The following is a 26,983-nucleotide window of genomic DNA, read 5'->3' as shown; positions in this document are numbered from 1 at the left end:
CTGCCGTTCAGCAGGGGGACAGATCGGTGGTCCGGAGGCCGGTGCCGAACGGTTCCGTGACCGGGTGGGAGTCGCTTCGCCGAGTGGACACCGGCCAACGGGTGGTGGCGGTGTCCGTGGTCCACGGTAGAGAGGGCGGCCGGCCGCGCACTGGAGGCCGACTGGACGCCGCCACATCGACGCCCTTGCCACGCGACAACGTTTTGAGCTGCCCAAATATACGAATGTCCGAAAGTGAGCTGGCGGAGCACCGGCAGAACCGGCAGAACCGTTGCCCCACAGGGCGGCCAGCACTGCCCGATCGGCAGGTTTGGCCTGGCTGGAACCCGGTGATTCAGTGTCGAAGATCATGGTCATCCGACCGGCCAACCGGCAGAATCGTGTGCTGGCGGCGCTGGTGGGACGGACGCGCAGCCATGACAGGGAGGCCCGTTGATGGCCGACGGCGGTGGTGAGATCCGACGACGACGACTGGATGCCGGACTGACCCAGCAACAGCTGGCCGAACGGGCGGGAATCAGTGTCCGGGCGGTGCGCGACATCGAACAGGGTCGGGTGCGCAACCCCCGGGCCGAGTCCCTCCGACGCATCGCCGACGCCGTCGGCCTGCCCCAGCGGAAGCCACCGGGGCCGGCCCCACCGGCTCCGGCGCAGACCCTCCGGATCGACGTGCTCGGCCCGCTGCGGATCCAGATCGGAGCCGAACCGGTCGCGCTCGGTTCCAACCGCCAGCGGATGCTGCTCGGCCTGCTCGCCCTGCACCCGGACGCGATCGTGTCCCGCCACGAGATCGTCGACGTGCTCTGGGGTCACGATCCGCCGGACAGCTGCCTCAACCTCGTCCACACCTACGTCGCCCGGCTACGCCGGGTGCTGGACCGTCCCGGGGGCAGCACCACCATCACCCACGTCGGCGGCGGGTACCGGCTCCGGGTGGACCCCTCCCAGCTCGACCTGAGCCAGTTCGCCACCGCCATCGAACGCGCCGAGGGCAGCGTCGCGGGCGACCTGCCGAGCCTGGACCGGTTGGCCGGAGCGCTGGCGTTGTGGCGGGGGCCGGTGCTGGCCGACGCCGCACCGAGCCTGACCCAGCACCCGGCCGCCGCCGCCCTGAACCGGCGGCGCATCGCCACCGCCGTCACCTACGCGACGCTCGCCGTCGACCTGGGCCTGCCCGAGCGGGCGGTCCGGGAGCTGCACGCGGTGGCCCGCCACGAACCGCTGCACGAACAGGTGCACGCCCGGCTGATGCTCGCCCTGGCCGCCTGCGGCCAGCAGGCCCGCGCGTTGACGCTGCACCGCAGGCTGCGGGACCGGCTCGCCGAGCAACTCGGCGTGGAACCCGGCCCGGAGCTGCGCGAGGCGCAGCTGCGCATCCTGCGCCAGGACCTGCCCCGGGCGGTCGCCCGCGCGGGCAGCCCGACGACCGGCACCGGCCCGTCGCCGGGGGCCGCCGAGACGGCACCACCCCGGGCCGAGGCACCGCCGCCCCGCCCACCCCGGCACCGGCTCCCGGCGCAGTTGCCGGCCGACGTCGCCTACTTCACCGGGCGGAGCTCCCAGCTGGCCACCCTCGACACGCTGCTGGCCAGGGCGACGGCGGCCGGCGGGCCGGTGGTCGTCTCCGCCGTCACCGGGATGGCCGGGGTCGGCAAGACCGCCCTGGCGGTGCACTGGGCGCACCGGGTCCGCCGGCACTTCCCGGACGGGCAGCTCTACGTCAACCTGCGCGGTTACTCGGCGGCCAGCCCGGTCCGGGCGGCGGAGGCCCTCGCCGGGTTCCTGCACGCGCTCGGCGTGCCGGCCGAGCAGGTGCCGGTCGACTCCGGGCAGGCCGCCGCGTTGCTACGCACCATGCTGGACGGTCGCCGGATGCTGGTGCTGCTGGACAACGCCGCCAGCGCCGACCAGGTACGCCCGCTGCTGCCGGGCAGCGCCGGCTGCCTGGCGCTGATCACCAGCCGGGACCGGCTCAGCGGGCTCGTCGCGGTCGACGGCGCGCAGCGCATCGACCTCGACGTCCTCACCGCGTCCGAGGCCGGCACCCTGCTCACCCGGATCCTCCCGACCGGACGGGTCGCCCGCGCCACCGAGATCACCGAGCTGGCGACGGTCTGTGCCCGGCTGCCCCTGGCCCTGCGGATCGCCGCCGCCAACCTGATCGACCAGCCCGACCAGTCGATCAGCGCACACACCGCCCGGTTGACCGCCGGCAACCGGCTCGCCGGCCTGCGCATCGAGGGCGACGACCAGGCGGCCGTACGGGCCGCCTTCGACCTGTCGTACGCCGCCCTGCCCACCCCGGCCCGCCGGCTCTTCCGGCTGCTGGGGACGGCACCGGGCACGGACGTCACGGTGGCCGCCGCCGCCGCGCTGGCCGGGATCGGCGAGTCGGCCGCCGCACACGAGCTGGACCGGCTGGCCGCCGCGCACCTGGTCCAACAGGTCACCCCCGGCAGGTACGCCTTCCACGACCTGCTGCGGATCTACGCCCTGGAGCGGGCCAACGCGGAGGATCCCGCAGCGGACCTGCGCTCGGCCACCGGACGCCTCTACGGCTGGTACCGGCAGCGGGCCGACGCCGCCGCCACCACGGTCTATCCCCACCTGGTGCGGCTGCCCCCCGACGGGACCGGACCGGTCGCCGGCACGCCGCCGTTCCGGGACGCCGCCGCGGCGATGGCCTGGCTGGAGGACGAACACCCCAACCTGATGCGGGTGATCGCGCACGCCGCCGAGAACGACGCCGATCCGGCCGCCTGGCGGATCCCGGACGCGCTGCGCGGCTACTACCAGTTCCGCCCGCACAGTGACGGCCTGGTCGCCGCGGCCAGCGCGCTGCGCGCCGCCCAGCAGGCCGGCGACCAGGCCGGCGAGGCCGCCAGCCGGCTCGGGCTCGCCAGTCTGCACCTGCGCCGCGGCGAGTACGAGGTGGGCCTGTCCCACGCCACCGCGATGATCGACGCGGCGCACCGGGCGGCCTGGCCGGAGGGCCTGGCGGCGGCGTACGGCACCTGCGGACTGGTGCACCTGCGGGCCGGCCGGCTGGCCGAGGGGGCGGAGCTGACCCGGCTGGCGGTGAGCATCCACGAGCGCCTGGGCGGCCCCGAACGACTCAGCACCAGCCTCGGCAACCTCGGGGTCATCTACCGCGACATGGGACGGCTCCGCGAGGCCGCCGAGGTCTTCCGGCAGGCCCTGGCGCTGACCCGCAGCACCGGGATGTGGATGAGCGCCGGGATCAGCCTGAGCAACCTGGGCGAGGTCCAGCACGCCCTCGGCCGGCACGGCGAGGCGCTCGACCACCTGCGGGAGGCGTTGGATCTGAGTCGGCGGACCGGCTACCGGCCGACCGAGACCGAGAGCCTGCGCCGGCTGGCGGCACTGCGCGTGCAGACCGGTGAGCTGGGGCCGGCGACCGAGCTGGCCACCGAGGCGCTGGCCCTCGCCGACCTGATCGGCGACACCGCCCAGCAGGCCGCCGCCCGCAACGTGCTGGGCACGATCCACCTGCGCAACGGCGATCCGGCCGCGACCACCGAACACCGGCGGGCGCTCGAACTCGCCCGTGCCGGCGGTGCCCGGGGCGAGGAGGTCGAGGCGCTGATCGGGCTGGCCGAGGTGTACCGCGACACCGATCCGGTGGAGGCGCTGGCGCTGGCCCGGCAGGCCCGGCGGGTGGCCCGGACCGCCGGCTACCGGGTCTGGGAGGGGCACGCCCTGCTGGTCGCGGCCGAGGCCATGCGGACCACCGGCCCGATGACCTCGGCCCGGACCGCCGAGGAGGCGCTGGCGACCCACCGGGAGACCGGTCACCTGCTCGGCCAGGTCCGCGCGCTGCGCCTGCTCGTCGCGCTCGGCCCGGCCGGTGGCGTCGACGCCGCCCAGCAGGCGGCGTACCGGCGGGAGACGGCCGAGCTGTCCCGGCGGGTCCAGCCGGTGGTCGACGAGGACCTACCGGTCAACCCGTGACGGTGAAGTGGCGGCGACTCTCCTCGTCGAGCGGGGTGAGGGTGTGCCGACCCGCCTCGTCCACCCGGAGCGCCAACCGGCCCTCGACGGGGGACGGGTCGTCACAGTGTGACGCGCGCCAACGGATCCGCAGCTCCGGCGGCTGGCCGTCGTCGCCCGGTGCCCAGTCGGGGGTGAGGGTCAGTCGGATCCGGGAGCCGGTGCTGTTGCGCACCGGGTCGGGACCGCCCCGGCCCGGTCCGCCGTCGGCTCCGGCCACCAGGAGCGCGACCTGCCGCAGGCCGGGGTGCCGACGGCCCTGGTGCCACAGCTCCGGCCACGACTCCCGGTTGGTCGTCGGGTCGTCACCGTAGTAGGCGTCGATGTCGCTGCCCTCGGGTGGGCGGTCGACACCGCCACGGTCGACGCCGGCCGGGGCGACCAGGTACCGGTGCACGGTGAACCGGAGGCCCAGCAGCAGCCGGACCGAGCCGGCCCGACCCGCCCCCCGGTCGGCGGCCCCCGCCTGGTAGGTCAGCAGCAACGCACCGGGCTCCGGGGCCACCGCGTCCAGCATCGCCGTCCGCGGCCGACCGTCGGCATCGCGTACCACCAGGGTCTCCGGACCGTCCAGTCCCTGGAAACCGGTCACCACGGCGGTGTCGTCGGCGTACGGCGTCGGTCGCACGCCGGCCGGGACGGTCGGGGTGGCGGTGAGCCCGGTCGCGTGCCATGCCGGGCGGGTGCCGCCGGGCCGGCGGGCGGCGTGCGGCGGCACCGGCGGCCGGTCGTGCACCCCGGCGTTGACCGGGGTCACGAGAAAGTGGGTACGGGTCGCCAGCGACTGGTCGGCCACCTCGAAGAGCCCGTCGCTGTGCACCAGGAACGACCCCACCTCGTCGTGGGCCGGGGTCAGCACGACACCGTCGACCGTGGTCTGCTCGTGGTGCACCCGGTAGCCGATCCGGATCGCCGGCACCGTCCCGTGGCCGGTCTCCAGCCGGGCGTCGAAGACCAGCGAGCCCACCTCGTTGAACTTGTTGAACGGGTTGCGGCCGGTGCCGACGGCGTGCGGTGACACGCTCAGGTCGGCGACCCCCCAGCAGGGGAAGTCCGCCAGCGCGTGCTGCCGGGTCGGCATCAGCCCCGGCCCGGTGTCGGTCACCACGTAGTCGAAGGTGGTGAACCGGACCAGCAGGTCCACGCAGACCCGTTTCGGACCGGTCGGGCCGCCCCGCCGGCGCAGGTAGCGCAGCCAGTAGGAGTGCTGCCGCTGCTGGTCGCCGCGGACCATGCCGGCACCGGCCAGGTAGGGCTGCGCCGGGGTGACCAGCTCCCGCAGCGTCGCCTGCTCCGGGAAGCCGGCACCGCCGAATCCGGTCACCGTGAAGGGGTCGCCCACCGGTTGGTCGGGTCGGTAGCCGACCAGCCGCATCCGACTCGGCACGGTGCGCCCCCTCAGCTCGTCACGGTCAGGTGCCGGTAGGTCTGCTCGTCGCCGAAACGCACCACCGGCCCGCCGGAGGCGTCCACGGTGATCAGGAACGAGCCGCCGACCGGTGCGGCGGGACCGGCGGCCGGGTCCACCGCCTCCTCGGACCAGCGGACCAGCAGCCCCGGCACGTCACCGGCGGCCCCGTCGTACCACTCGGGGACGAACCGCAGGCGTGAACCGACCGGTGCGGTCGGCGCGGCGGCACCGGCCGGGTCGGGGTCGGCGTCGTCGGGCAGGGGACGCAGCGACACGTCGAGGAAGCCGGGGTGCCGACGACCGTGGTGGAAGACCACCGCATCGGCGAACTCGTTCAGGCCGACCAGGTACGAGCAGGTGAGCAGGCGCAACGCCAGGCGGGCCCGGACCCGGCCGGCGCGGGCGTCGCCGCGGTCACCGGGCCGGGCGTACTCCACGATCATGCCGTCGTCGCGGATGTCACCGCCCATCGACGCCCGGTACCAGCGGGGATGGCCGGTGTGCCAGACCTCGATCTGCTCGGGGCTGGCCACCCGCTCGAAGCCCTGCACCTCGACCGCCCCCCGACGGGCCCGACCGGTGGACACCCGCAGGGCGGTGACCGGTGGCGGAACCGAGAGGTCGGTCGCCCGGTATACGGTGAGGCCGCGCTCGGGCGGCGGGTCGGCCCCGACGATCGGCCGTCCGTGCACCGTGCCGCTGACCGGGACGAGCCGCCACGACGAGTATCCGGTCGCCCCGGACCCCGGCTCCAGGGTGATCCCGCCGTCACTGTGCACGGTCAGCGCCCCGGTCGCCTCGTACCCCGGTGCCATCGCGGCCCCGAGCACCGGGTTCTCCACGTGCCGCACCCGGTGCTCGACCCGGATCGCCGGCACCGCGGCACCCGTGCCGGCGGGGGTGAACACGATCTTCGGCTCGAAGACCAGGTGACCGGCGTCGTTGAACTTGTTGAACGGGTTGCGGCCGCCGGCCCCGGTGTCCCGCAGCGAGATGCTGAGATCCTCGATCCCCCAGAGGCCCAGCACCGGTGGCGCCGAGCGGGGCGAGTACCGGTCGGCACGGGAACGGGCCTGGTACGGGAAGGTGCTGAACCGGATCACCAGCTCCACCGCGACCAGCTTCCGCTGGCCCGGTCCCCGGTAGTGGTACCGCAGCCAGTAGCAGTGCCGGTGGGTCCGGGTGCCCCGGTCGAGCCACACCGCGCCGTCCTGCTCGTCCGGCCACAGCTCCTCGGCGAGGAGTTCCCCGACCGGCAGCCCGGCGTCCCGGAAGCCGGTCACGGTGAACCGGTTGCCGGACAGCTCCTCCGGCTCGTACTCGATGCTGGGCACGATGGGGGTTCCCTTGTTCGGCCGGTCGACGGGCGGCGGGCGTGCCGGTGACCGGTGTCCGGTGGGTGTCGGGCCGGGAGCCGGGGAACCGGCTCCCGGCCCGACGGCGGCGGATCACACCAGGTCGTACTCGCGGGCCAGGTACTGGAACTTCTCCACCGTCAGGACCGTGGCCAGGATGCGCTGGTCGGCCTCGGAGAGATCGTCCACCTCGTCGTCCAGCACCCGGTCGAGCACCTCCCGGGCGACGTCCGGGTCGAGGTCGGCCAGCGGCTCCGGTGCCGGCTCGACCGGCCCGTCAGGGTCCTGCCCGTGCCCCTCACCGGGGTACGCCGACTCGACCGGCCCGCCCTGCCCCTGCTCGTCGTAACCCTGCTGGTCGTATACCTGACCGTCGTAGGCCTGTTGGTCGTAGGCCTGCCCGTCGTAGGACTGCTGCCCGTCGTAGGCCTGACCGTCGTAGGACTGCTGCTCGTAGGACTGCCTGTCATAGGCCAGCCCGTCGTAGCCCTGCTGGTCGTAGCCCTGCTGGTCGTGTTCGGCCGCCTGGTAGGCGGCGGCAGCCCACGCCTGTGTCACCGCGTCGATCAACCGGGCCATCTCGGCCGCCGGCTCACCCATCTCGTCGACGGCGAAGATCTCCACCGGTTCGAGGGAGCCGGCCCGCTGGTAGACGGTGGCGTAGAAGTCGGCCAGCCACTCGTTGCGCTGGTACCAGTCCGGGTCGCCCCAGCCCTGCCCGAGCAGGTCGGGCAACAGCTCCCACCCGGTCTGCGGCTGCTCGGCGATGATGTGGTGCGCGCTGACCGCCGCCCAGCTCAGATAGGCGTACGAGTCGTCGAGGCTGGCCGGGCCGGTGGTGTCGAAAACCTCTGGGTAGTTCATCGTGGATCCCCCGCTCAGCCCGTGACGGTGAAGTACTTGTTGCTGTCGGCGTCCAGCAGGCGCAGCACCGGGCTGCCGGACTGGTTGACCCCGAGCCGGAACTGCCCCTTGTTGTGGTGGCTGCGGGACCGCACGTCGGCACCGGCGTGTTCGGCGGCCCAGTCGATCCGGAGTTGCACGCCCACCTGCCCCTGGACCTCCTCCACGTACGGCCCGAAGAAGAGCGTCGACTCCTCGTGGTGCCGGTTCTTCACCGCGTCGACGTCGTACCTCTCGCCCTTCTCCCCGACCACCGCCGCGTCGCCGCGCCCCACCTCCAGCACCCGCAGGGAGACGTTGCGGAAGGCGGTGTACCGCACCCCGTTCTGGTAGACGATCTGCCGGTTGCCCTGGTCGTCAGGCGCGGTGAGGTACGGCACCAGGGTGAACCGCAGCAGCAGCAACGCCCTGATCTTGGTGCGGACCTTCCGGCCCAGCACGGCGCCGTCGCGGACGTACTCCAGCCGTAGCGCCGCCTCGTACCCGTCGGCCTCTGCGGCCGAGGCAACCACCGGCTGTCGACCGTCGTTGCGGACGGTGATGGTGTTCGGGCCGTCCATCCGGTCGAAGCCGATCACCTTCATGCCCTTGTGCTCGTGCGGGTCGAGCATCCGGCCACCGTGGTCGATCCCACCCAGCTCGATCCGCTGCGCGTTGAGCACGGTGGTCGTGGCTGCCCGGCCGTCCTGGTCCACCGGCACGACCCGGGTCGGACGCTGGTGCACGCTGCCGCTGAGCGGGGTGATCCGGAAGTGCTTGTCGGTACGCCCCTCACCGGGGTCGATCTCGAAGCTGCCGTTGCTGTGCACCAGGAACGCGCCGACGTCGTTGTGGCTCAGCCCGAGCGGCGCACCGAACACATTCTTGGCCTGGTGCTGCACCCGGTAGTTGATCCGCAGGTGCGGCATGCCGTCGTTGGCGGCGGCCACGTCGAAGGTCAGGCTGCCGGACTCGTTGAACTTGTTGAACGGGTTGCGCCCCCGACCGGTCGCCATCAACGACACGCTCAGGTCGGTGATCCCCCAACACGGATAGTCGCGCAGCACCGTCGCCTCCTGCTCGCTCGGGCCGTCCTCACCCTCCCTCGGCACGTAGTCGAAGGTCGTGAACCGCACCAGCAGCTCCACGCAGACCCGCTTCTTGTCCGTGACCCCGATGCCCCGGCGCAGGTAACGCAGCCAGTAGACGTGCTGCCGGGACTGGCTGCCCCGGACCATGACGAGCTGGCCCCGGGCGATCGGCACCGGTGCGATCAACTGGTTCAGCGGCACCTCCGGCAGGAAACCGGCGTTGCTGAACCCGCTGACCTGGAATACCCCGTCTGTCAACCCCTTGACCTGACCCTGCGCGAACCCGATCAGGTTCGCGGTGGTGTTCAGGGCGACGGCGACTTCTGACACGGATGCACCTCCGACGTGGCTGACCGCCGACCCGTTGACCGACGGTGGTGGTTGTTGCGGTGTTGCGCCGGGATGCCGCGCCCCGGCGTGACGTGCCGCCCGACGCCGCTCACTCCCGGGCGAAGAACTCGAACTCGCTGACCGCCACGTCGGTGCCCTTCTCGGCCCGGTGCACGTCGGTGACCTGGATCTGCACGCTCGTCACCCCGTCGGCCCCGTCGAGGGTGAGCGTCTGGGGTTCCCCCGTGTCCTCGACGGTCAGGGTGTCCGACCGGTTGGTGGAGTAGACCAGGTGCAGGGTCTTCGGCCGGTGGGACGCGGTGTAGTCCTCGGCCGTGCCGGCGGTCACGATCAGCCGCTCGAGGTCGACCTCGGCCGCGAAGCGCAGGGTGACCGTCGGCGGCTTCTCCCTGTCCCAGCGCACCTGCCAGTGCGTGTTGCGGTACTGGTCGACACTCAGCTCCGGCCCGTGGTCGCGGACCGAGGCCCCGCCGGTCACCTGCACCGGGCGGACGGCCACGAACCGCGGGTTGATCTTCCGGTCCGCCCAGTCCCGTGCCCCGGTCACCGGTCCGGAGACCGCCCCGTTGATCCGCTCCCGCAGCGGCGGGTAGATCAGGTACGCCACCCCGATCGCGAAGAGCAGCACCGCGGCCACCGCGTTCGACCGCTGGTAGATGGAGTGCAACACGCCACCGACGCCGCCAGGTCTACCGCCGCCGGGTGTCCCGGGGCGGGCACCGGCGGCGGTGACCCGGGGGCCACGTCGCGGCAGCAGGCGCTGCCACCAGCGTCGACGGACCACCTCGGCGCTCCGCAGCGAGTCCCCGCAACGACTACAGAACCGGCGGGTCGGCGCGTTGCCCTCGCCGCACTCGCCGCAGATCAGGTCACCGGGTTGCCGCCGCCGGGTGGCTGCCCGGTTGCCGACGGTGGCCACCCGGGGCCGTACCGCCTGCGGACTGACCTCCTCGGGCGTGGCGGTCGCGGTGGTGGTGGCCCCGGGCCGGGCACCGGCCCGCCCGCCGGTGGTCGGTGCCCCGGGCCGCACCGGGTCGGCCGAGCCGTCGGGGGCGACCAGGGCACTGGTGTGCGGCGCGGCGCGCGTGTCGCGGCGGACCGGCACGGACGGGGCCACCGGCTTCCTCGGCACGGTCGGCAGGGTGGCACCGGCCACCCCGGGTGGCGGTGGCGGCAACCGGCGCGACGGCACCACGGCACCCGTCGAGGCGGTCTGCGGCGGACCGACCGGGGTGCCGTCCGCTGGCGACGACGCTCCGGCAGCCGGGAGGTCGTGGGTCGACGACGCCTCGTCGGCCGGGGTGTCGCTGTCGCCCGGCCCGTCGGCCGTCGGCCGGGCGGGCGGAACGACCCGCTCCCCCGGCGGACCGGACGCGGGCTGACCGGTGCGGGCCGCCCGGTCCGGCAGCCGGGCCGCCGGCACTCCCGGCGGAGGCGGTGGCAGCCGGCGCGGCGGCGCCGCGACCGCCGGAGCGCCGGCCGCCGCGACCGGACCCCCGGCACCGGCGGACCCACCCGCCGGCAGGTCACCGGGCAGCCCGGGCCGGCCGGGACGCGCCCCCGGCGGGCGCGGTGCCGCGGACGCGGGCCGTCCCCCTGCGGAGCCGACCCCCGGCGGACCCGACCGTCCCCCCACGGGAGCCGTCCCGGGCGGGCCGGGACGCGCACCGGGCGGCACGGGACCGGACGGACCCAGGCCGGGCGGCCCCGGACGCCCGGCCGGCGGGCTCAGCCCCGGCGGACCGGGGCGTACCCCGGGCGGGCCGGGCCGGGCACCGGGTGGCACGGGACCGGACGGACCCAGCCCCGACGGACCCGGCCGTACCCCGGGCGGACCCAGCCCCGGCGGACCGGGGCGCACCCCCGGCGGACCCAGCCCCGGCGGTCCGGGGCGCACCCCCGGTGGGCCGCCGAGCGGGCCGGATCCACGGCCCGTCGGGTCACCGACCCGCACCACCCCCTCGTTCACCGGGGAGCCGCCCGGAGCCGGCGCGATCACCCCGGCGATGCGTTGCAGGAGGGTCGGCTTCTGCCGGAACTCCCGCTCCGCCTCCTGCACCGTCTCGACCGGGATCTTCGGCGTGGTCTTCTCGCCGGTCCACTCCAGGAAACTGCCGCAGGACCCGCAGAAGGTGTCCGCGTCACCGTTGTGGTTCCCACACTCACGACAGATGATCACGGTGGAGCACCTCCAGGGTCGTCGTCACGTGCGCCGGTACGACCGCGCGGCACAGCTCGTCGAGGGCGTGCACGGCGACCGACCCGGGCTCGTCCACCCGCACGCGCACGTGCACCCGGGCCGGCGGCAGCGAGGCCGGCAGCGGCTCCGGCCGGGTGGACCAGGAGACCCCGGTCGAGTCGAGGACCTCCACCTCGCCGCCGGTGGCCAGTTCCAGGGCCGTCCGCAGCCCGGCGACCGTCCCGCGCAGCCGGTGCGCGTCGACCGCGCCGGCCACCATCGCGCGCTGCCGCTCCACCGGCCAGTTCTCGTCCAGCTGGGCACCCACCCACTCACCGAGCCAGAGCAGGAAGTCCGGCGGGGCCAACCACGGGTCCAGGTACGCGTCGAGGCAGTCCAACGTGGACACCACCGGCGCGAGCACCTGGTCCAGCCCCTCGGTCCAGCGCACCAGCAGGTCGTCCTCCTGCAACAGGGCGGGCAGGAAACCGGCGATCGGGTACGGCATCGCCACGTCGACCGGGCCGCGCATCAGTTCTCCTCGACCCGGAGCTGGTGGTCGAAGGAGAAGACCAGGCTGTCCGGTTCCAGGTCGATCCGGCCGGCCTCGGCACCCCGCTCGCCGGTGACCGGGTTGGCGGTGAACAGCCGCAGGTCCTCCACCAGCTCCACCCCCCGCACCCGCTGCAACACGGCGAAGAGTTCACCGGCCTGCACCGGACGCCCGAACGGCCAGCCCCGGCCGTCCGGACCACCGCCGACCAGTGGGCTGAGGAAGCCGTACAGGGCGGCCAGGCCCTCGGCCCGGACCCGCTCGACGACCACCCGCGGCCGGGCGACCACCCGGGCCACCACGGTCACCCCCCGGTAGCGGGGCGGCTCGACGACCACCCGGGTGCCGACCAGCCGCGTGGCGTCCAGCCGCTCGGCCACCCGGGCGAGGCTCGACTCCGCCGGGATCAGGTCCTCCAGCCGCAACCGTCCCTCCTCGGCGGGTGCCGCCGGCACCACCAGGATCCGGGCCACCGGCGGCCCGTCACCGTTGCTCGGCACGCAGCGGACCCGGGCCAGTTCCGGGGCGGCCTCCCGGGCGAGCACCTCGTGGTCCTCGGCGGTCACCGCGCGACTGCGGCTACGCAGGGTCAGCGGGCCACGGCGGCGGGCCTCGTCCAGGGTCTCGCCGTCCACCCCGCCACTGGCCGGGCGGCGGTTCTCCACCCCGGCCACGTACGGGATCGAGGTCCGCAGGGCGGTCACCGCTCCGATGCCCACGTTGCCCCGGCTACCGCCGCCGACCGCGTACCGCCGCAGCCGCAGCCGGCCGCCCCGGGGCGGCACCGCGCCGTAGCGGCGCAGGGTGCCGTCGGGTTGCCGGACGGCCGGACCGAAGACCACCTCACCGGCCACCCCGTCGAGCAGGAAGTGCCGGTCGTCGGGGCCGCTGCCGGCGAAGTGCTCGACCGGCGACCACCGCTGCCAGCCGTCGTCGGAACTGACCTCCAGCACCGGGTCGCCGAAGCCGACCAGCACCGGCCGGCGGGTCAGCGTGAACCGCTGACCCGGCACCCCCTCGGAGTCGCCGATCTCCTCGTCGTCCACCAGGTCGGCGTGCACCGCCTCGGTGGTGCCGCCGACGGTGTTGGCGGCCAGTCCGAGCAGCACCGGTGAGGCGCTGTAGCCGGGCTGCCACTCCTCCGGGGCCACCACCCGGGCCCGCAGCCAGCCGGCCAGCACCCCGTCGACCAGGGTGGCCTGGTGGCCGTCGGGCACGTGCAGCAGGATCGCCCCGGGCCGGTTCAGCGCGCCGGTCTCGTCCAGGCCGACCTCGCACTCCAGCCAGCCGTCGACGCCGCGCGCCTCCCAGCGCAGCGGCGGGTGCAGCGGGTTGACCCCGACACCGTCGACCCGTCCCTCGAACTCCAGCCGCACCGCACAGCCGCCGACCGGACGGTCCAGCCCGATCAGCAGCTCGTCGCCGGGCTGCGGCACCGGGGAGAACGCCGCCACCGGGCCGCCGAGTTCCAGCGCGCCGGTCTGGTCGGTGCTCCCGTCGGCGGTCCGGACCCGGAGCTGGGTCAGCGCGCACGGCGGCACGGCGAGGTCGGCGAGGGTGGCGAAGACCAGGGGATCCCCGCCGTCGGCGACGGTCACCGCCCGGGTTCCCGCCGGGACGACCTGGGTGGCGCGGGCCGGCGTGGACAGCCAGAAGGTCAGGGTGGTCCGGGCGGCCGTGGGCGGCACCAGGCGTACCCCGATCAGCTCCAGGAACTTCACGTAGAGCCGGTCGGGCACCCGGTTGAGCCGGTAGATGAGCTGGTCGGTCAGGGACGCGAAGGTCTCGATCAGGGTGATCCCCGGATCGGCCGGGTGCAGGTCCGTCCACTCCGGGCAGCGGTCGGCGATCAACCGGCGGGCGTCACCGACCAGCTCGTCGAAGCCCCGGTCGTCGAGGTCGGGGGCGGGCAGCGCCATCAGCCGAGCACCCCCGTCCCGGTCAGTTCCCGGTCACCGGGGAGGGTCTGCAGGTTGAGCCCGAGAACGCCGGGCTCGTCGGTGTCGCGTACCCGGTAACGGACCTCGATGTGCAGCAGGCCGTCGCCGCCCGCCGGGTCCTCGGTGACGGTGACGTCGTCGATCTCGGCGCGGGTCTCCCAGCGCTCCAGCGCGGCGCGCACCTCCACCGCCACCGCCCGCCGGGTCTGCCCGGTGACCGGCTCGAAGACGAAGTCCCGCAGCCGGGAGCCGAACTCCGGCCGCATCGGACGCTCACCCGGGTAGGTCGCCAGGATCACGCACATCGCCTGCTCCAGGAGAGCGGTACCACTGATCATGGCGAGTCGGCCGTTGGGCTGGACCCGCAGCGGAAAGGCACACCCGGTGCCGATGACGTCGGCCTGCATGGCACTCCTCAGTTGAGCTGGATGGGTTTGCCCTTGATGGCGGTCGACGCGGTGCCGCTGATGTTGACCTGCGTACCGCTGATGTCGACCGTCTTGCCCTTGAGCTTCAGGCTGGTGCCGCCGTCGAGGGTGAGGCTGCCGCTCGGCCCCGCCTTGATCTCGACGGCGGTCTGCCCGGTGCACTCGATGATCAGTTTGCCGGGCTTGTCGGGGGCGCACCGCAGGGTCACCGTGCCGGCCACCTGGTCCATCGCCAGCGACAACTTGTCGCCCTTCGTGCCGAGCACCACGTCGGCGGCGGTGGGCTGGCCCTTGCCGCCGGGCGGCACCTCGTCGTGGAAGACCAACCGGCTGCCGGCCGGGGACAGCAGCCCGCGTCGGATCACCGAACCGGTCTGCCCCACCGACTTCACCCCGCTCGTCCCGGGCTTCGTCGACGACGTCTGACCGCCGTCCAGGCCGTACCCGGTGTGCCGGCTGGGCAGGCAGCCGAGCACGTACGGCCGGCGTACGTCACCGAACTCGAACGCGACGAGCACCTGGTCACCCGGCTCGGGCACGAAGAAGGCGCCCCCGGTCGGGCCGGCGAAGAGCTGCCCCACCGGCGCCCAGTCGGTCTCGTGCTCCGGTGAGAGCCAGGGCAGCGCGAGGGTGACCCGGCCCAGGTTCTGCGGATCCCGGACGTTGCTGACCACCCCGCAGACCACCCCGTCGATCCGGGCCGGACCACCCGGGTCACCGCCGACGCCGGTCCCGCCGACGTTCGTCAGCCCGAGCAGCGAACGGTCCTCCGCGCCGCCGACGGTGAACTCGGTGCGGTAGCCCTCCTCGGCCTCGTCGAAGACGTGCCGGGCGGCGCTCAGTGTCCAGGTGCCGGCGAACGGTGCCGGCACCCCGTCGACCTTGACCGCCTTCCCGGCGACCAGCCGGGCGTCGCCCAGGGCCTCCCCCTCCGCCTCGGCGAACCCGCCACCGAGGCTGGCGGCCAGTCCCTTCGCGACCTGGGTGACCGCGCCGTCGGCCCGACCGGGCACGGGCAGGCCCCGGCCGACCAGGACGTGCGCGCGGGGTCCGGGTGCCGGCCCCACGTCACCGACCGCGCTGTTGCCGGCCCGCGCGGGTGCCGCAGCGCCCCGGGGCACGAAGGTGTCGGCGGCACCGGTCGGCGTCCAGCCGGCCAGGTTCACCTGCTCGGCGGTGGTCGCGGTACGGCTCGCCACCGCCGTCGCCGCGACCGGATCCCAGGCCCGCACCTCCACCTCGGGGGCGAGGTTGCCGGCACTCACCCGGGGCAGGAAACGACGCAGGTTGCCCCGGAAGGTCAACGGCAGCGGACTGCCGGCCCGGCGGGCGGTGGCCGCCCGCCGGAAGTGGAACCGGTCCCCGTCGGCGCCGATCTCGTAGCCGATCTCCCGGGCCCGGGCGCTCAGGAACTCCCAGTCGGTCTGCGCGACCTGGGACAGGTGGGCCAGCCTGCCGGTGGTGGCGTCGATCGTGCCGACCGACAGCTTCGCGGCGGACGCCACCTGCCGGGCGATGTCGGAATCCGACTGGTTGAGGAAGGTCCGCGTCCGCCGGACCCGGTGCAGCCGGTGGTCGTGGGTGTAGCCGCGCACCACGACGTGGGCGCTGAGGTCCACGAAGTGGCCCTCCACCGCGGTCACCTCGCCACTGATCAGCCGGTGCTCGGCCGAGCCGTCCCCGGTCGGGCCGAAGACCTGCACAGCGGTGCCCAGCTCCAGTCCGGCCGTGCGCAGCAGGCTGCCGTCCAGGTCGGCGAAGGTCAGCTCGAACATGTCCGGCAGCGCGGCCTGGGTGTCCACCACCACCCGTACCAGCTGGTCGGCGGCGGCCCTGGGCAGTGCCCGGCCGCCGGTACCCACGGTGACCCGGGGGCGCAGGGTCGCCGTGCCCCAGAGCAGACCGTGCCGGTCGATCGCGGTCATCGTCCGGCCCCCACTACCGCCGCGCCCCGGTGGAGGCCCCCCGGGCCTGTGCCCGCATCGGGTCGTCCAACCCGCTGGCCACCGCCCGCTGACGCCACTGCGCCGGATCGGTCCGCACCGCCCGGGTCGGCACCGGGCCGCCGCGCTTCGGGAAGATCTCCCCCTCGATCACGATCAGGTCCAGGGCGGCCTGGGCCCGTACCGGCTGGCCCTCGCCGTCGAACCGGGTCAGGTTGACGTTGAGCGTGCTCAGGTTGACCGCCATCGACAGCTTCCCCCAGGTGAAGGTCAGCCGGGGCAGCTCGATGCCGGACGCGCTGCGGCTCTGCTCGTCGACGCTCGGCGGGCCGGAGAAGGCGATCAGCTTCTGCACGTCCTGGGCCACCCCGGCACCGACCAGCAGCACCTCGCCGGCCATCACCCGCAACGCGGTGTCGGAGGTCAGCTCCACGCCCCGGCCCCGGCCGACGAGCTGGCTGGCCCGGGAGGAGCGGGTGATGCCCATCTTGGCCGGGTTGTAGGAGAACGTGACCCGGCCGAGCGACGGGGACGACAGGCTGGCCGTCTCCGCCTTGGCCTGCAGGTCGGGAAAGAAGCCCTCGTGCACCAGCTCCAGCCGCTCCACCGCGACCTGGTTGCTGTCCGAGGAGAGGTCCGGGCCGGTCCACGACGACGGTCGTACGCCATAGAGCAGCCAGCTGTTGACCGGCTCGCCGTCGGCGTCGAGCAGGGTGATCCGGGCGGTGGTCCGGGTGTCGTCGCCGGTGCCGTCCTGCCACGACCGCAGCACCCCGACCAGCCACTGTTGCAGCTGCGCCGAGCTCTCCCGGTGCACCGCCCGTTCCAGCACGACCGGGGTGTAGCTGACCTCGCCGGGCAGGTGGTACTGGCCGACGTAGTCGCCGGTCACCCGGACCACCTCGGGCCGGAAGTCGGCCCGCAGCCCCCGGCAGGAGCGCCACAGGCCGATCGGGACGTCCCCGATGGTCACCTGGAAGCGCATCGCCAGGCCGAGCTTGAGGGTCCGCTTGACCCCGGGGCCGTCCCGGAACATCTGGAGCAGGCCGCCGGAGGCGAGACCCTGCGCGGTCTGGCTCGGGTCGCCCAGCATCCCGCCGAGCTGCCCCGCGGAGATCGCCGCCATCAGAGCGAGAACTTCACGTCGTCGTGCAGGAAACCGGTGTGCGCCAGCTCCAGCGTCTCCACCGCGACACCACTGTGGCTCGGGTCGAGTTCCGACACCGACCAGCCGACCGGGAAGAAGTGCTTCAGGTCCCAGCCGACGATCTTCAGGCCGAGGCTGTCGACGAGCTGGATCGTGCCGCTGAGCGGGCGGTACCGGTTGGCCTGCTGGCAGAGCCACTCCTGGACGACCTGGGAGTCGAAGCAGACCGCCCGGCTGAGCCGGATCCGGCTGTAGGTCGGCTCACCCACGTAGGTGAAGACGTCGTTGCTGTCGCCGGCCCGGTACTCGCAGACCTGCCAGGTCACCCCCAGCCCGGAGACCCGGGACCAGGAGCCGAGGTTGTACCGCTCGTCGTCGATGACCACGAGGTACCGGTGATTGACGCCGGTGACCTCGAAGAAGCCGCCCATGACGCGGGCCGCGGTGGAAAGACCGCCTGCCATCGTTTCGTCCTCCTCGTCGCCTCGTCCCGGCCCTGCATCCGGGTGGTGGTGCCATCCGTCGTGCTCAGCGGAACCGGGTCAGCCGTCCGCTGCGCTCCCGGTCGACCAGCAGCTCCTGCCGCAGCCGGCCGCGTAACCGCCCGTAGAGGCGGCCGGCCAGTTCCTCCAGGTCGTCGGGGTTCTCCAGGTCGACCGGCCGGCCCGGGGACCGGTCACCGGCCCGGGAGCGCAGCCGGTCGGCGTCCCGGTCCAGCCGGGCCGCCGTGGCCTGTCCCCGGTCGGCCACCGTGCGCAGCTCGGCCCGGAGCCGCTCCACCGCGTCGCGTACCTCGGCGAGCCGGCCCGTGCCCCGGTCGATCGCGGGCGGTGCCGTCGCGGCGGCCACCTCGGCGCGCAGGGCGTCCAGCGGCGGCCCGGCCGGCGGGTCGGCGGCCTGGTCCTGCTGCTGGTCGAGTTCGCCCCGCACCAGCGCCCGTAGGTCGTCGAGGGTGGCCGCCGGGGTGTCCATGGACGCCCGCTGGAGCGGGTGGGCGGCCGGCGGGCCGGGCGGCGCGGCCGGGGGTACTCCGCCCGCACCAGGGTTCGCCTGCCAGGTCAGGCCGCCACCGGGGGTGGTCCCCCAGGTGCCGACGGTGCCCGGGGGTGTCGGCGCGGCACCCCCGGTCAGCGGCGCCACGGGTGGCAGCGGACCTCCGACGCCCGGCCCGCCGCCGCCGAAGGCGTGCTCGGCGGCGAGCGCCCGCGCCTCCAGGTCCCGGCCCGCGCCGGTCGACTCGGCCGGCGGTGCCGCCCCGAACGCCCGCTGCTGGACCACGTGGGCCAACTCGTGGGCGAGCAGCGCGCGGGCGGGCGGCGCGTCCAGTGGCCCGGCTGACGCCGGCAGCAGCACCTCACCGCCCCGGGTCGCCGCCCGCGCCCCGGCCTGCTGCACCACCGCGGTGGCCTCCGTACCCCGCCACACCGGCACGGCCGCGACGTCCACGCCGTACTGCTGCCGGAAGCCGTCCACCAGAGCGGCCGGCACCTGCTCCGGCAGCTCGTCGACGCCCACCGGAGCGGGCGGTGCGGGCGGCGGGGCCGCGCGGTGCGCCAACGGCGCGGCCCTCTCCACCGTGGTCGGTGCCGGGCCCGGCCGTCCGTCCGCCACCGCCGGCGCGACCGTGACGACCCCCATGGGGTACGCCGTGACCTGCGCGTCGGTGGGGACCGCCGTCGTCCACGGCTCCGGCCGGTCGACCAACCCGGCCTGCTCCACCGACGGTACGGGCGGGTGCCGGACCGCTTCCGCCTGTCCCCGGCCCGGCCGCCCCTGACCGGCCCGGCCGTGATCCCGGTCCACTCCCGACGGCGACCCGGTCGGCGGCGACTGCTCCGGACGCCGGGTGAGGAAGAAGGTCGACGGCGGGGACACCGGCTCGGGACGGTACGTGCCGCGGCCCGCCGCCGGCAGGATGTCCGTGGTGTCGCGCCCCGCCGAATCCGGCGGGTCGTCCGTGGTGTCGCGGCCCACCGCCGAATCCGGCGGGTCGTCCGTGGCGTCGCGGCCCACCGCCGAACCCGGCGGGTCGTCCGTGGTGTCGCGGCCCGCCGGGTCTGGCCGGCTCTCCGGGGTCGCCCGGTCCGCGACGGGCCGGCTCTGCGACGGCGGCGGCCCGGCCGGGTCCGCGCCCCGGGTCGGTGTCGTGGCACCCGTGGCCGGCGGGGTCACGCCGGCCGGAGCCGACCCGGCCGGCTGCGTCCGCTGTGCGGGTGCCGGTCCGGCCCCGGCCTCGTCCAGCATCCCGCCCCGGTGGTCGACCGGCCCGGTCGCCCGCGCCGGATCCTCCGGGCGGTTACCCACCGGCCGGTCCTGCCCGACGCCCACCGGTCCGTCCCGCCGACGGTCGGCGGGGACGCTCCGGTCGCTGCCGGTGGCACCACCCAGGTCGGCCGGGCTACCCGGGTCGGGCCGATCCTGGGCCGCGGACCCGGCGAGCCGTCCCGGAGCAGCGGTGGGCGGGGCGGTCGTGCCAGCCGGCTCATGGGCCGCCGGGGACGTCGCCTCCAGGCCCGTTCGGGCGGTCACCGGCCGGGTGGTACGACCCCGACGTCTGGCGAAGGCCACCTCGACCGGACGCACCTCACCGGCCGACGGCGGGGTTTCCTCCGGGTCGCTCCGACCGTCGTGACCCGGGGCGGCGGTCGACCCGCCCCGGCCGGTGCCGGTGTCCGGCTGCGCCGACCGGGTACGTCCCCCGTCCGACGCCCGGGCCTCCTCGGCAGCCCGGGTGGCCTCCGCCGCCAGGTAGGCGACCTCGAACCCCGGCGGGGGCCAGACCTGCGCGGTGGGCAGGCCGGCGGCGGCGAACTGCGCAGCGGTCCGGGCCGCTGCGGCATCCGCCCCGTCGGGTCGCCCGGCGGCCGTTCGTCCGGGCGGCTCCTGCGGCCCACCCGTCGCCCCCGCGCCCTCTCCCCCGGGCCCGTCCGCGGCCCCGATCGGGCCACGTTCCACGGCCGGGCTCCGGTGCGGACCACCGGCCACGTGCGGGGCCACGCCCGGCGTCGGACCGCTGCCCCCGACCGGACTCGGCGTCGTTCCCCGTACCAGCGCCGGCTCATTGTCCAGGGTCGGACCGTAGCCCGGAGCCAGGCCGTAGCCGAGGGCCGGGCCGTGGCCGAGGGCCGGGCCGTGGCCGAGGGCCGGGCCGTGGCCGAGGGCCGGGCCGTGGCCGAGGGCCGGGCCGTGGCCGGAAGCCAGGCCATGGTCCAGGATCGGACCCGGGCCGGAAGCAAGGCCGTGGCCTGGAGTCACGCCATGATCGAGGGTCGGACCCGGGCCGGAAGCAAGGCCGTAAGCGGGAGTCAGGCCGAAGTTCGGTGCCGGACCCCGCATCGCGGTCGGGCCGTACGTGTCGGCCGGAGCCTGCACCGTGGTCGGGTCCGCTGCCCGGGACACGGCCGGCAACGGCCGGTCGGGCTCGCGGACGGCCCCCGGCGGCGGACCGCCCCACCGACCGGATGGCGACGGCGTCCCGGCAGCCGGTTGCGTGCCCGGAAGGTGGCCGCCCGCCCGGGGAAACTGCGAGGTGTCGTCCCCGCTCAGCGGTGCCCGGTACACCACCGGACCGACCGACCACGGGTCACCCGACCCGGTCACCGCCTGCCGGACCGAACCGGGCTGCGTCCACCCGGCAGGCGCGGGCGGCGTCCACCCGGACGGAACGGACGGCGTCCACCCGGACGGAGCGGTCGGCGGGCGGTCGGGCGCAGCGGTGTCGTACCGGATCGGGGTCGGGTCGGTGGCCGCAACCGGCCCGACGGACGGCGCGGCGGCTCCCGGGGCCGGCCCGGCGAACGTCGGCGCAACGGCGGTCGGGGGCAGCGACGGGCCGTCCGTGGCCGTCCCCGGCGGCGGGATGGTCACCATCGCCGAGGCGGGCGTCACGGTCAGCAACGGCAGGCCCGGGGGGGCCGGGTACCCGTCGGTGGGCACCGGCGGGGCGACCGGAACGGGTGGCGCGACCGGGGCCGGTGGTGGTGCCCCGACCGTCCGGCGGCGACGCGGCCAGAACGGCTGTCCGGGCCGTGACGACCAGGCCATGCCCACCTCCTTCGGGTTCCGGTACGGGTGTGCGGCGTCGGGCTGCCGGGTGGGTCAGGAGCCGCCCGGTCGGCCGCCGGCCAGGTCCACCGCGAAGCGCCCCCCGCAGCCGGGGCAGGCCACCTCGACCCCGGTGTGCCCCTGCTGGTTGATCCGCCGGTAGAGGTCCTGGAGGAAGGCCAGGTCCGAGGCGAAGAGGTGCTCGATCACGTCGACGTCGACGGCATTCACCCCGCCGATCCGGGTGACCGTCCGGGCGAGCAGCAGCACGGCGAGGAAGGCCGGGTTCTGGCGTACCCGCGGATCGCCCTGGGGGTCGATCTCGTCGCGGGCGGTGGCCAGCCGCATGGCGCCCTCCCGGTGCACCCCGCCCCGGTCGTCGACCAGCCCGCGCGGCAGCACGAACGGATACTCGGTCCGCAGGCCCGCCACCGGTCCGGCGGCGGGCTCGGCGACGCTAGATCCGCGCATTGAAGTCGAACAGGTCGTCGCACATCAACGTGACCGTCTGGTAGACGATGTCGGTGGCCCCGGCCTTGACCCCGCTGACCTCCACCCGCGACGGCCAGGCGTTGGTCATCATGTACGTCAGCCGGGCGTCGCCGTTGAGGTCGTCACCGGGGCCGTAGAGCTTCAGCGCGCAGTCCCGGTACGCGTCGTACATGAGGTTGCGGACCTTCTGGTGCCAGAGCCACAGGTCGCCGTTGAGGTCGAGGCCCCGCTTGAGGGTGACCGTCGGCGGCTTGGTCCGACCGAAGTGCCGGGAGAAGATCGGCCCGGTCGTGCCGGCGGCCATGTACTCCGCGTTCTCCACCTCGCTGCTGATCCCGACCAGCTCGGCGAAGTTGATCGCCGACATGCCCGGCACCTCCAGCCGGAAGACGGCGGCGCTGATGATCTGGGTGTTCTGCTTCGGGTCCTGGGTGCCCTGACCGGCCATGCTCGGTTCTCCTGGTCTCGTCGTCGCTCAGGTCGGGTGCTCGCCGCCGGGGCCGGTCAGTCGCCGGTGCCCTGGGAGAGCTGGGAGAGTCGGAACACCACGAACTCGGCCGGCTTGACCGGGGCGATGCCGATGTCGACGGTGAGGATGCCGGCGTCGAGGTTCTCCGGCGGGTTGTTCTCGGCGTCGCACTTGACGAAGAACGCCTCGGACCAGGTGTCGCCCATCAGCGCGCCGCTGCGCCAGACCCGGCGCAGGAACATCGTGATGACCCGGCGCACCGCGTCCCAGAGCCGGGGGTCGTTGGGCTCGAAGACCACCCAGTTGGTGCCGAGCAGGATCGACTTCTCGATCCAGTTGAACAGCCGCCGGACGTTGAGGTAGCGCCACTCGGCGTCGCTGGACAGGGTGCGCGCCCCCCAGATCCGGATGCCCTGCCCGGGGAAGGCCCGGATGCAGTTGACCCCGATCGGGTTGAGCTGGTCGTGTTCGCCCTTGGTGAGCCCGCTCTCCAGGGCCAGCGCGCCCCGGATGATCTCGTTGGCCGGGGCCTTGTGCACGCCCCGGGTGTCGTCGTTACGCGCCCACACCCCGGCGACGTGCCCGCTGGGCGGCATGAAGACCGCCCGGCCCTGGGCCGGGTCCATCACCTTGACCCAGGGCCAGTAGAGCGTCGCGTACTTGGAGTCGTAGCCGGCGACGTCCATCCGCCACTCCTTGAGGCGCTGCGGGTGCAGGCCGGGCGGCGGGTCGAGGATGGCCACCCGGTCACCCATCAGTTCGCAGTGCGCGATCATAGCCAACTGGACGGCCTTGAACGCCTCGTCGTCGATGGCCCCCCGCTGGTGGGCGGCGGCCAGGTCGGGCACGCAGAGCATGGTGATGTCCTCGATCGCCTCCAGCCCGGCAAAGCCGGTCCGGTCGCTGACGTCACCGACGTAGTCCTCGGCGCGTACCCGCAGGTCGCCGGTGCCGGTCGTGGTGGCCGGCAGCGCGGGCGCGGCGAGGGTGACCTCGGCGCCGCGGCGGGGCGGGGCGAGGGTCGCGCCCTTCGCCTCCTCGATCTGGATCAGCTTGGACTGCTGGCGGACGGCGGTGACCACGTTGCCCGCGCCGCGCTTGGTGGTCAGGTTGTCCAGCGTCTCGACCGGCTTGCCGGCCTGCTTGACGACGAGCTTGAACGCGTCGTCGCCGCCCTCGGAGGCGTCGACCACCTCGACCGAGAGGTCCTGGCCGGAAGCACCGGGCAGGGCGGCCCGGACGGTGAACGAGAGCCGGCCGTTGTCACCGGCGGCCGGCACGGCCGCGGCCGCGTACGACTCACCGGCGCTGGCGTCGTCGGCGGGGTCCGCGCCGGCACCGCCCACCCGGACCACGTACGCGGAGCCGCCGCCGTTGAGGAAGTAGCCGTAGACCGACAGCGGCAGGAAGCTGCCCGCCACGAATCCCCCGAAGGTGCGGGTGTACTGCGTCCAGTTCGTGATCAGCGTGGGCTCGTCGACCGGCCCCTTCTCGGCGAAGCCGACGAACGCGGCGACGGCCGTCCCGACCGCCTCGATCGGCCTCGACCCGGAGGAAACCTCCTCCACGTAGACGCCCGGCGACAGATACGTCGGCATCGAACCTCCTGTACGACGGTGTGATGGGACCGAGCCTGCCAACGTCGACCGGCCGGAAGGGCTGCCCGCCGGACCGCCGCCGGGGTAGGCAGTTCTGCCCCCAAGGGCAACCGATCCGCCCCGACGGCCTGCCCGGCCGCCGGGCGCGGGGCTGTCCGGGCAGCGGCAGGGTGGGCTGATGATCTGGGATGTCGACCTGTCCGTCCGGGCCTGGCTGGGCCACTACCTGCCGCCGGAGGTGCCGGTCGTCTTCGACCCGCCGGACCGGTGCGCGCAGCGTGCCGACGGTGAGCTGGTCTCGGCCTTCCTGCTCGACGTCGAGGAGGATTCGGCGGGTGTCTCGGCAACCTGGGACGAGCTGCGCGACGCCGACGGTCAGCTGGTCGGACGTCGCCCACCGGGCCGCCGGTACCGCTTCAGCTACCTGTTGACCGCCTGGGCCGCCGACACCGAGCGGGAGCACCGGCTGCTGGGTGAGCTGCTGGTCGGCTGCGCGAGCTGCACCGCCCTGCCGGCCCGGTTCCTGACCGGCGCGGTGGCCCGCGCCAACCAGCCGGTGGTGGTGCGCAGCGCGCCGCGGCGCGAGGGGGACACCGGCTCCGCGTGGGTGGCCCACGGCGGGAGCGCCCGGACCGGGCTGCACCTGCAACTGCTCGTGCCGTTCGTGCCCGAGGCGGAGACCGACCTGGCGCCGCCTCCGCGCGAGGTCAGCGTCAACAGCGGTGGTGGCCGTCCCGGCGGTCCGGGCGGCGGGCAGCCGGGCCGCCGGCCACGGGGTGGGATCAGCGAGCCGCGTTGACGTCCCGCTGCCCGATCAGGCGTCCGGTTGCCCGTTCAGGTAGCCACGGCTGCCCCTTGGTGTTCCTCGATCGTGGTTCTGCCGGCTCCACCCGCGCGGCGAGACTGCCCGCATGAGTGTCGCTGTGGGACTTGTCGAGACCGACCTCACCGTCGCCGCCGGCGGCACGGTCGGCTGCACCGTCCGGGTGCGCAACACCGCCGCCGTCGTGGACCAGTTCACCCTGGACGTGGTCGGCGACGCCGCGTCGTGGGCCGAGGTCGAGCCGGCGACGATGAACCTCCTGCCCGGCACCGAGCAGGAGGCGCGGGTGACGTTCACGCCGCCGCGTGCGTCGACCGTGCCGGCCGGCAGCGTCGACTTCGGGGTACGGGTCCGGGGGCGGGAGGACCCGGAGGGCTCGGTGGTCGAGGAGGGCACCGTCACCGTGCTGCCCTTCGTGGAGCTGGCGACGGAGCTGGTGCCCCGTACCTCGCAGGCGCGACGCGCCGCCCGGCACCAGCTGGTGATCGACAACACCGGCAACGTCGAGACCACGGTCGAGGTGCTGCCCGCCGATCCGGACCGGCTGCTGAGCTTCCGGGTGCTGCCGGCCGCGCCGGTGCTGCGTCCGGGCACCGCCACGTTCGTGAAGCTGCGGGTACGCCCCCGCAAGCGGTTCCTGCTCGGCCCGGACCGCAACCTGCCGTTCCAGGTGGCGGTCACCCGTCCCGACGCCGACCCGATCACCAGCGACGGGTTGCTGGTGCAGCGGTCCGTCCTGCCGGCCTGGTCGCCCCGGGTGGTGCTGGTCGCCGCCGCGGCGGCGGTCGCCCTGGTGGGGCTCTGGTTCGCGGTGCTCAAGCCCACCGTGCAGTCCACCGCCAAGGAGGCCGCCAAGGTGGAGACGAAGGAGTTGTCCCAGGAGGTGGCCGAGGTGAAGACCCAGGCCAGTGAGGCGGCGCAGACCGCCGAGAAGGCGGAGAAGGTCGCCAGCGTCGCGGCCGGTGCCTCGCCCAAGCCGAGCGCGTCCCCGAGCCCGACAGCCGGCTCCGGCAACGGCAAGGGACCGGGCAGCCAGGGCGGGACGCTGGACAACGCCGACCCGGAGACCGCCGCCGACTTCCGGGTGGCGACCAGCGCGTCGCCGACCACCTCCAACGAGTTCACCCTCTCCACCTACAAGCCGGCCGACAAGAAGGTGCTCTGGGTGACCGACATCGTTTTGCAGAACCCGCACGGCGACGCCGGCCTGCTCCAGGTACGGCGGGGCGACACCGTGCTGCTGGAGACCGGCCTGAACAACTTCCGGGACCTGGACTACCACTTCGTCCAGCCGCTGCGGTTCTCCGCCGGCCAGCCGGTCACCGTGGCGGTGAAGTGCGCGAACCCGGGCACCACGGCGTGCACCCCGGCCGCCTACTTCGCCGGTCAGCTCGTACCGGTCGTGTCCACCCCGAGCCCCTCCCCCAGCCGATGAGCGACCCGCACCCCGCCGCTGGTTCCCCCGGCCCGCACCCCGCCGCAGCGGGCACCGCCGCTGCGGTGGGCACCGCCGCACCGGGCACCGCCGCTGCGGCACGCACCGCCGCGCCAACCGTCACCACGGCGGCGGACCCCGGAGGACCAGGCGCCACCGACGCACCGGGCGTCGGGCCGATCCGCACGGCGGTCCGGTCCCGCGACCCGATCTCCCAGGCCGGGGTCACGGCCCAGCTCGGCACGACGGGGGTCGACGATCCTGTCGGCGCGCGGCCGGTGGTGCTGGCCGAGCCCGACGACAGCCCGGACGTCCTGGTGATCGTCGCCGACACGGTGGACGACTGGCTGCTGGCGCAGCTCGACGCGGTGACCGGTCGCCCGGCTCCCCGACCGGTGCTGGTGGTGGGGCAGCTCGACGACAGCGCCGGGTTGCAGGCGATCGAGGCGGGCGGCCTGAGCCTGGTACGCCGTGCCGAGAGCACCGCGCCGCTGCTGCGCGAGGTGATCCGGGCTGCCGCACGGGGTGAGGCGAGACTCCCCACCGACCTGCTCAGCTCGCTGCTGACCCGGGTGGGTCGGGCCCAACGGCACGTGCTGGCGCCCCGGGGGCTGACCATCCTGCCCCTGTCACCGCGCCAGCTCGCCGTGCTCCGGATGATCGCCGCGGGGGCGGACATCGCCACGATCGCGCGGGAGCTGTCCTACTCGGAACGCAGCATCAAGAACATCGTGCACGAGATCACCACCCAGCTCGGCGTCCGCAACCGCACCCAGGCGGTCGCGCACGCCATCCGCGAGGGGCTGATCTGACCGATCCGCCGGTCGAGGG

At 74.6% G+C, this 26,983-nt stretch carries 19 protein-coding genes; 4 read left to right on the top strand and 15 right to left on the bottom strand.

The window, feature by feature from the left end; translation table 11 throughout:
• Positions 1 to 435 precede the first annotated feature (435 nt).
• Positions 436 to 3,972 (top strand): BTAD domain-containing putative transcriptional regulator, encoded by a 3,537-nt coding sequence (locus O7612_RS04520; protein ID WP_282270749.1) that lies wholly within the window; start codon positions 436 to 438, stop codon positions 3,970 to 3,972.
• Here the strand turns inward: O7612_RS04520 and O7612_RS04515 are convergent.
• The 15 genes from O7612_RS04515 to O7612_RS04445 form a co-directional block, all read right to left on the bottom strand.
• On the bottom strand, positions 3,962 to 5,398 hold the full coding sequence (locus O7612_RS04515; RefSeq protein ID WP_282270747.1) for a hypothetical protein: 1,437 nt from the start codon (positions 5,396 to 5,398) through the stop codon (positions 3,962 to 3,964). The two genes, O7612_RS04520 and O7612_RS04515, sit on opposite strands and share 11 nt — an antisense overlap.
• 11 nt (positions 5,399 to 5,409) lie before the next feature.
• On the bottom strand, positions 5,410 to 6,756 hold the full coding sequence (locus O7612_RS04510; protein ID WP_282270745.1) for a hypothetical protein: 1,347 nt from the start codon (positions 6,754 to 6,756) through the stop codon (positions 5,410 to 5,412).
• A 114-nt stretch (positions 6,757 to 6,870) separates the two neighbouring features.
• Positions 6,871 to 7,641, bottom strand: a complete 771-nt coding sequence (locus O7612_RS04505; RefSeq protein WP_282270743.1) for a hypothetical protein — start codon at positions 7,639 to 7,641, stop codon at positions 6,871 to 6,873.
• 14 nt (positions 7,642 to 7,655) lie between these two features.
• Positions 7,656 to 9,080 (bottom strand): hypothetical protein, encoded by a 1,425-nt coding sequence (locus tag O7612_RS04500; protein ID WP_282270741.1) that lies wholly within the window; start codon positions 9,078 to 9,080, stop codon positions 7,656 to 7,658.
• Between the two features lie 109 nt (positions 9,081 to 9,189).
• Entirely contained in the window at positions 9,190 to 11,280 is a 2,091-nt protein-coding gene (locus O7612_RS04495; RefSeq protein ID WP_282270739.1) for a hypothetical protein, read from the bottom strand.
• Positions 11,264 to 11,812: a phage tail protein gene (locus O7612_RS04490; protein ID WP_282270737.1), complete on the bottom strand. Its 549-nt coding sequence runs from the start codon at positions 11,810 to 11,812 to the stop codon at positions 11,264 to 11,266. Before O7612_RS04490 ends, O7612_RS04495 begins: the two co-directional genes overlap by 17 nt.
• The gene (locus O7612_RS04485) at positions 11,812 to 13,752 is read right to left on the bottom strand and encodes a putative baseplate assembly protein (RefSeq protein WP_282270736.1); all 1,941 of its coding nucleotides are present in this window, start codon (positions 13,750 to 13,752) and stop codon (positions 11,812 to 11,814) included. The genes O7612_RS04490 and O7612_RS04485 overlap by 1 nt, the downstream gene beginning before the upstream one ends.
• Entirely contained in the window at positions 13,752 to 14,180 is a 429-nt protein-coding gene (locus tag O7612_RS04480) for a GPW/gp25 family protein (protein ID WP_282270734.1), read from the bottom strand. Before O7612_RS04480 ends, O7612_RS04485 begins: the two co-directional genes overlap by 1 nt.
• 8 nt (positions 14,181 to 14,188) lie before the next feature.
• Positions 14,189 to 16,126, bottom strand: coding sequence for a phage baseplate assembly protein V (locus O7612_RS04475; protein WP_282270732.1), 1,938 nt, complete (start codon positions 16,124 to 16,126; stop codon positions 14,189 to 14,191).
• Between the two features lie 13 nt (positions 16,127 to 16,139).
• Positions 16,140 to 17,270, bottom strand: a complete 1,131-nt coding sequence (locus O7612_RS04470) for a phage tail protein (RefSeq protein ID WP_282270730.1) — start codon at positions 17,268 to 17,270, stop codon at positions 16,140 to 16,142.
• Positions 17,270 to 17,755, bottom strand: coding sequence for a phage tail protein (locus O7612_RS04465; protein ID WP_084261583.1), 486 nt, complete (start codon positions 17,753 to 17,755; stop codon positions 17,270 to 17,272). Before O7612_RS04465 ends, O7612_RS04470 begins: the two co-directional genes overlap by 1 nt.
• Positions 17,756 to 17,819: 64 nt before the next feature.
• A complete protein-coding gene (locus tag O7612_RS04460; protein ID WP_282270726.1) occupies positions 17,820 to 20,246 on the bottom strand; it encodes a DUF4157 domain-containing protein in 2,427 nt (808 codons plus the stop codon).
• Positions 20,247 to 21,389: 1,143 nt separating this feature from the next.
• Entirely contained in the window at positions 21,390 to 21,806 is a 417-nt protein-coding gene (locus O7612_RS04455) for a hypothetical protein (RefSeq protein WP_282270724.1), read from the bottom strand.
• On the bottom strand, positions 21,793 to 22,275 hold the full coding sequence (locus O7612_RS04450; RefSeq protein ID WP_067313403.1) for a phage tail protein: 483 nt from the start codon (positions 22,273 to 22,275) through the stop codon (positions 21,793 to 21,795). Before O7612_RS04450 ends, O7612_RS04455 begins: the two co-directional genes overlap by 14 nt.
• A 56-nt stretch (positions 22,276 to 22,331) precedes the next feature.
• Positions 22,332 to 23,894, bottom strand: coding sequence for a phage tail sheath subtilisin-like domain-containing protein (locus tag O7612_RS04445; RefSeq protein ID WP_282270721.1), 1,563 nt, complete (start codon positions 23,892 to 23,894; stop codon positions 22,332 to 22,334).
• 178 nt (positions 23,895 to 24,072) lie between these two features.
• On the opposite strand from O7612_RS04445, the gene O7612_RS04440 reads away from it, so the two are divergent.
• The 3 genes from O7612_RS04440 to O7612_RS04430 all read left to right on the top strand — a co-directional run bounded on the left by O7612_RS04440 (position 24,073) and on the right by O7612_RS04430 (position 26,964).
• The gene (locus tag O7612_RS04440) at positions 24,073 to 24,693 is read left to right on the top strand and encodes a Pvc16 family protein (RefSeq protein ID WP_282270719.1); all 621 of its coding nucleotides are present in this window, start codon (positions 24,073 to 24,075) and stop codon (positions 24,691 to 24,693) included.
• Between the two features lie 112 nt (positions 24,694 to 24,805).
• The gene (locus O7612_RS04435; RefSeq protein WP_282270717.1) at positions 24,806 to 26,152 is read left to right on the top strand and encodes a hypothetical protein; all 1,347 of its coding nucleotides are present in this window, start codon (positions 24,806 to 24,808) and stop codon (positions 26,150 to 26,152) included.
• Positions 26,149 to 26,964 (top strand): response regulator transcription factor, encoded by an 816-nt coding sequence (locus O7612_RS04430; protein ID WP_282270714.1) that lies wholly within the window; start codon positions 26,149 to 26,151, stop codon positions 26,962 to 26,964. The genes O7612_RS04435 and O7612_RS04430 overlap by 4 nt, the downstream gene beginning before the upstream one ends.
• Positions 26,965 to 26,983: the final 19 nt, after the last annotated feature.

Origin of the sequence: Micromonospora sp. WMMD987, assembly GCF_029581435.1 — a bacterium.
Lineage (GTDB): Bacteria > Actinomycetota > Actinomycetes > Mycobacteriales > Micromonosporaceae > Micromonospora > Micromonospora rifamycinica.
Note: the sequence above shows the minus strand (reverse complement) of the source record. Positions and strands in the feature narration are given on the sequence as shown.

Bases quoted from the DNA above. Each gene is read 5' to 3' on its own strand.
- O7612_RS04435 (WP_282270717.1), top strand. From the start codon at position 24,806: ATGAGTGTCGCTGTGGGACTTGTCGAGACCGACCTCACCGTCGCCGCC.
- O7612_RS04485 (WP_282270736.1), bottom strand. From the start codon at position 13,752: ATGGCGCTGCCCGCCCCCGACCTCGACGACCGGGGCTTCGACGAGCTG.
- O7612_RS04490 (WP_282270737.1), bottom strand. From the start codon at position 11,812: ATGCGCGGCCCGGTCGACGTGGCGATGCCGTACCCGATCGCCGGTTTC.
- O7612_RS04475 (WP_282270732.1), bottom strand. From the start codon at position 16,126: ATGACCGCGATCGACCGGCACGGTCTGCTCTGGGGCACGGCGACCCTG.
- O7612_RS04480 (WP_282270734.1), bottom strand. From the start codon at position 14,180: ATGCAGGCCGACGTCATCGGCACCGGGTGTGCCTTTCCGCTGCGGGTC.
- O7612_RS04430 (WP_282270714.1), top strand. From the start codon at position 26,149: ATGAGCGACCCGCACCCCGCCGCTGGTTCCCCCGGCCCGCACCCCGCC.
- O7612_RS04445 (WP_282270721.1), bottom strand. From the start codon at position 23,894: ATGCCGACGTATCTGTCGCCGGGCGTCTACGTGGAGGAGGTTTCCTCC.
- O7612_RS04440 (WP_282270719.1), top strand. From the start codon at position 24,073: ATGATCTGGGATGTCGACCTGTCCGTCCGGGCCTGGCTGGGCCACTAC.
- O7612_RS04450 (WP_067313403.1), bottom strand. From the start codon at position 22,275: ATGGCCGGTCAGGGCACCCAGGACCCGAAGCAGAACACCCAGATCATC.
- O7612_RS04465 (WP_084261583.1), bottom strand. From the start codon at position 17,755: ATGGCAGGCGGTCTTTCCACCGCGGCCCGCGTCATGGGCGGCTTCTTC.
- O7612_RS04505 (WP_282270743.1), bottom strand. From the start codon at position 7,641: ATGAACTACCCAGAGGTTTTCGACACCACCGGCCCGGCCAGCCTCGAC.
- O7612_RS04470 (WP_282270730.1), bottom strand. From the start codon at position 17,270: ATGGCGGCGATCTCCGCGGGGCAGCTCGGCGGGATGCTGGGCGACCCG.
- O7612_RS04455 (WP_282270724.1), bottom strand. From the start codon at position 21,806: ATGCGCGGATCTAGCGTCGCCGAGCCCGCCGCCGGACCGGTGGCGGGC.
- O7612_RS04520 (WP_282270749.1), top strand. From the start codon at position 436: ATGGCCGACGGCGGTGGTGAGATCCGACGACGACGACTGGATGCCGGA.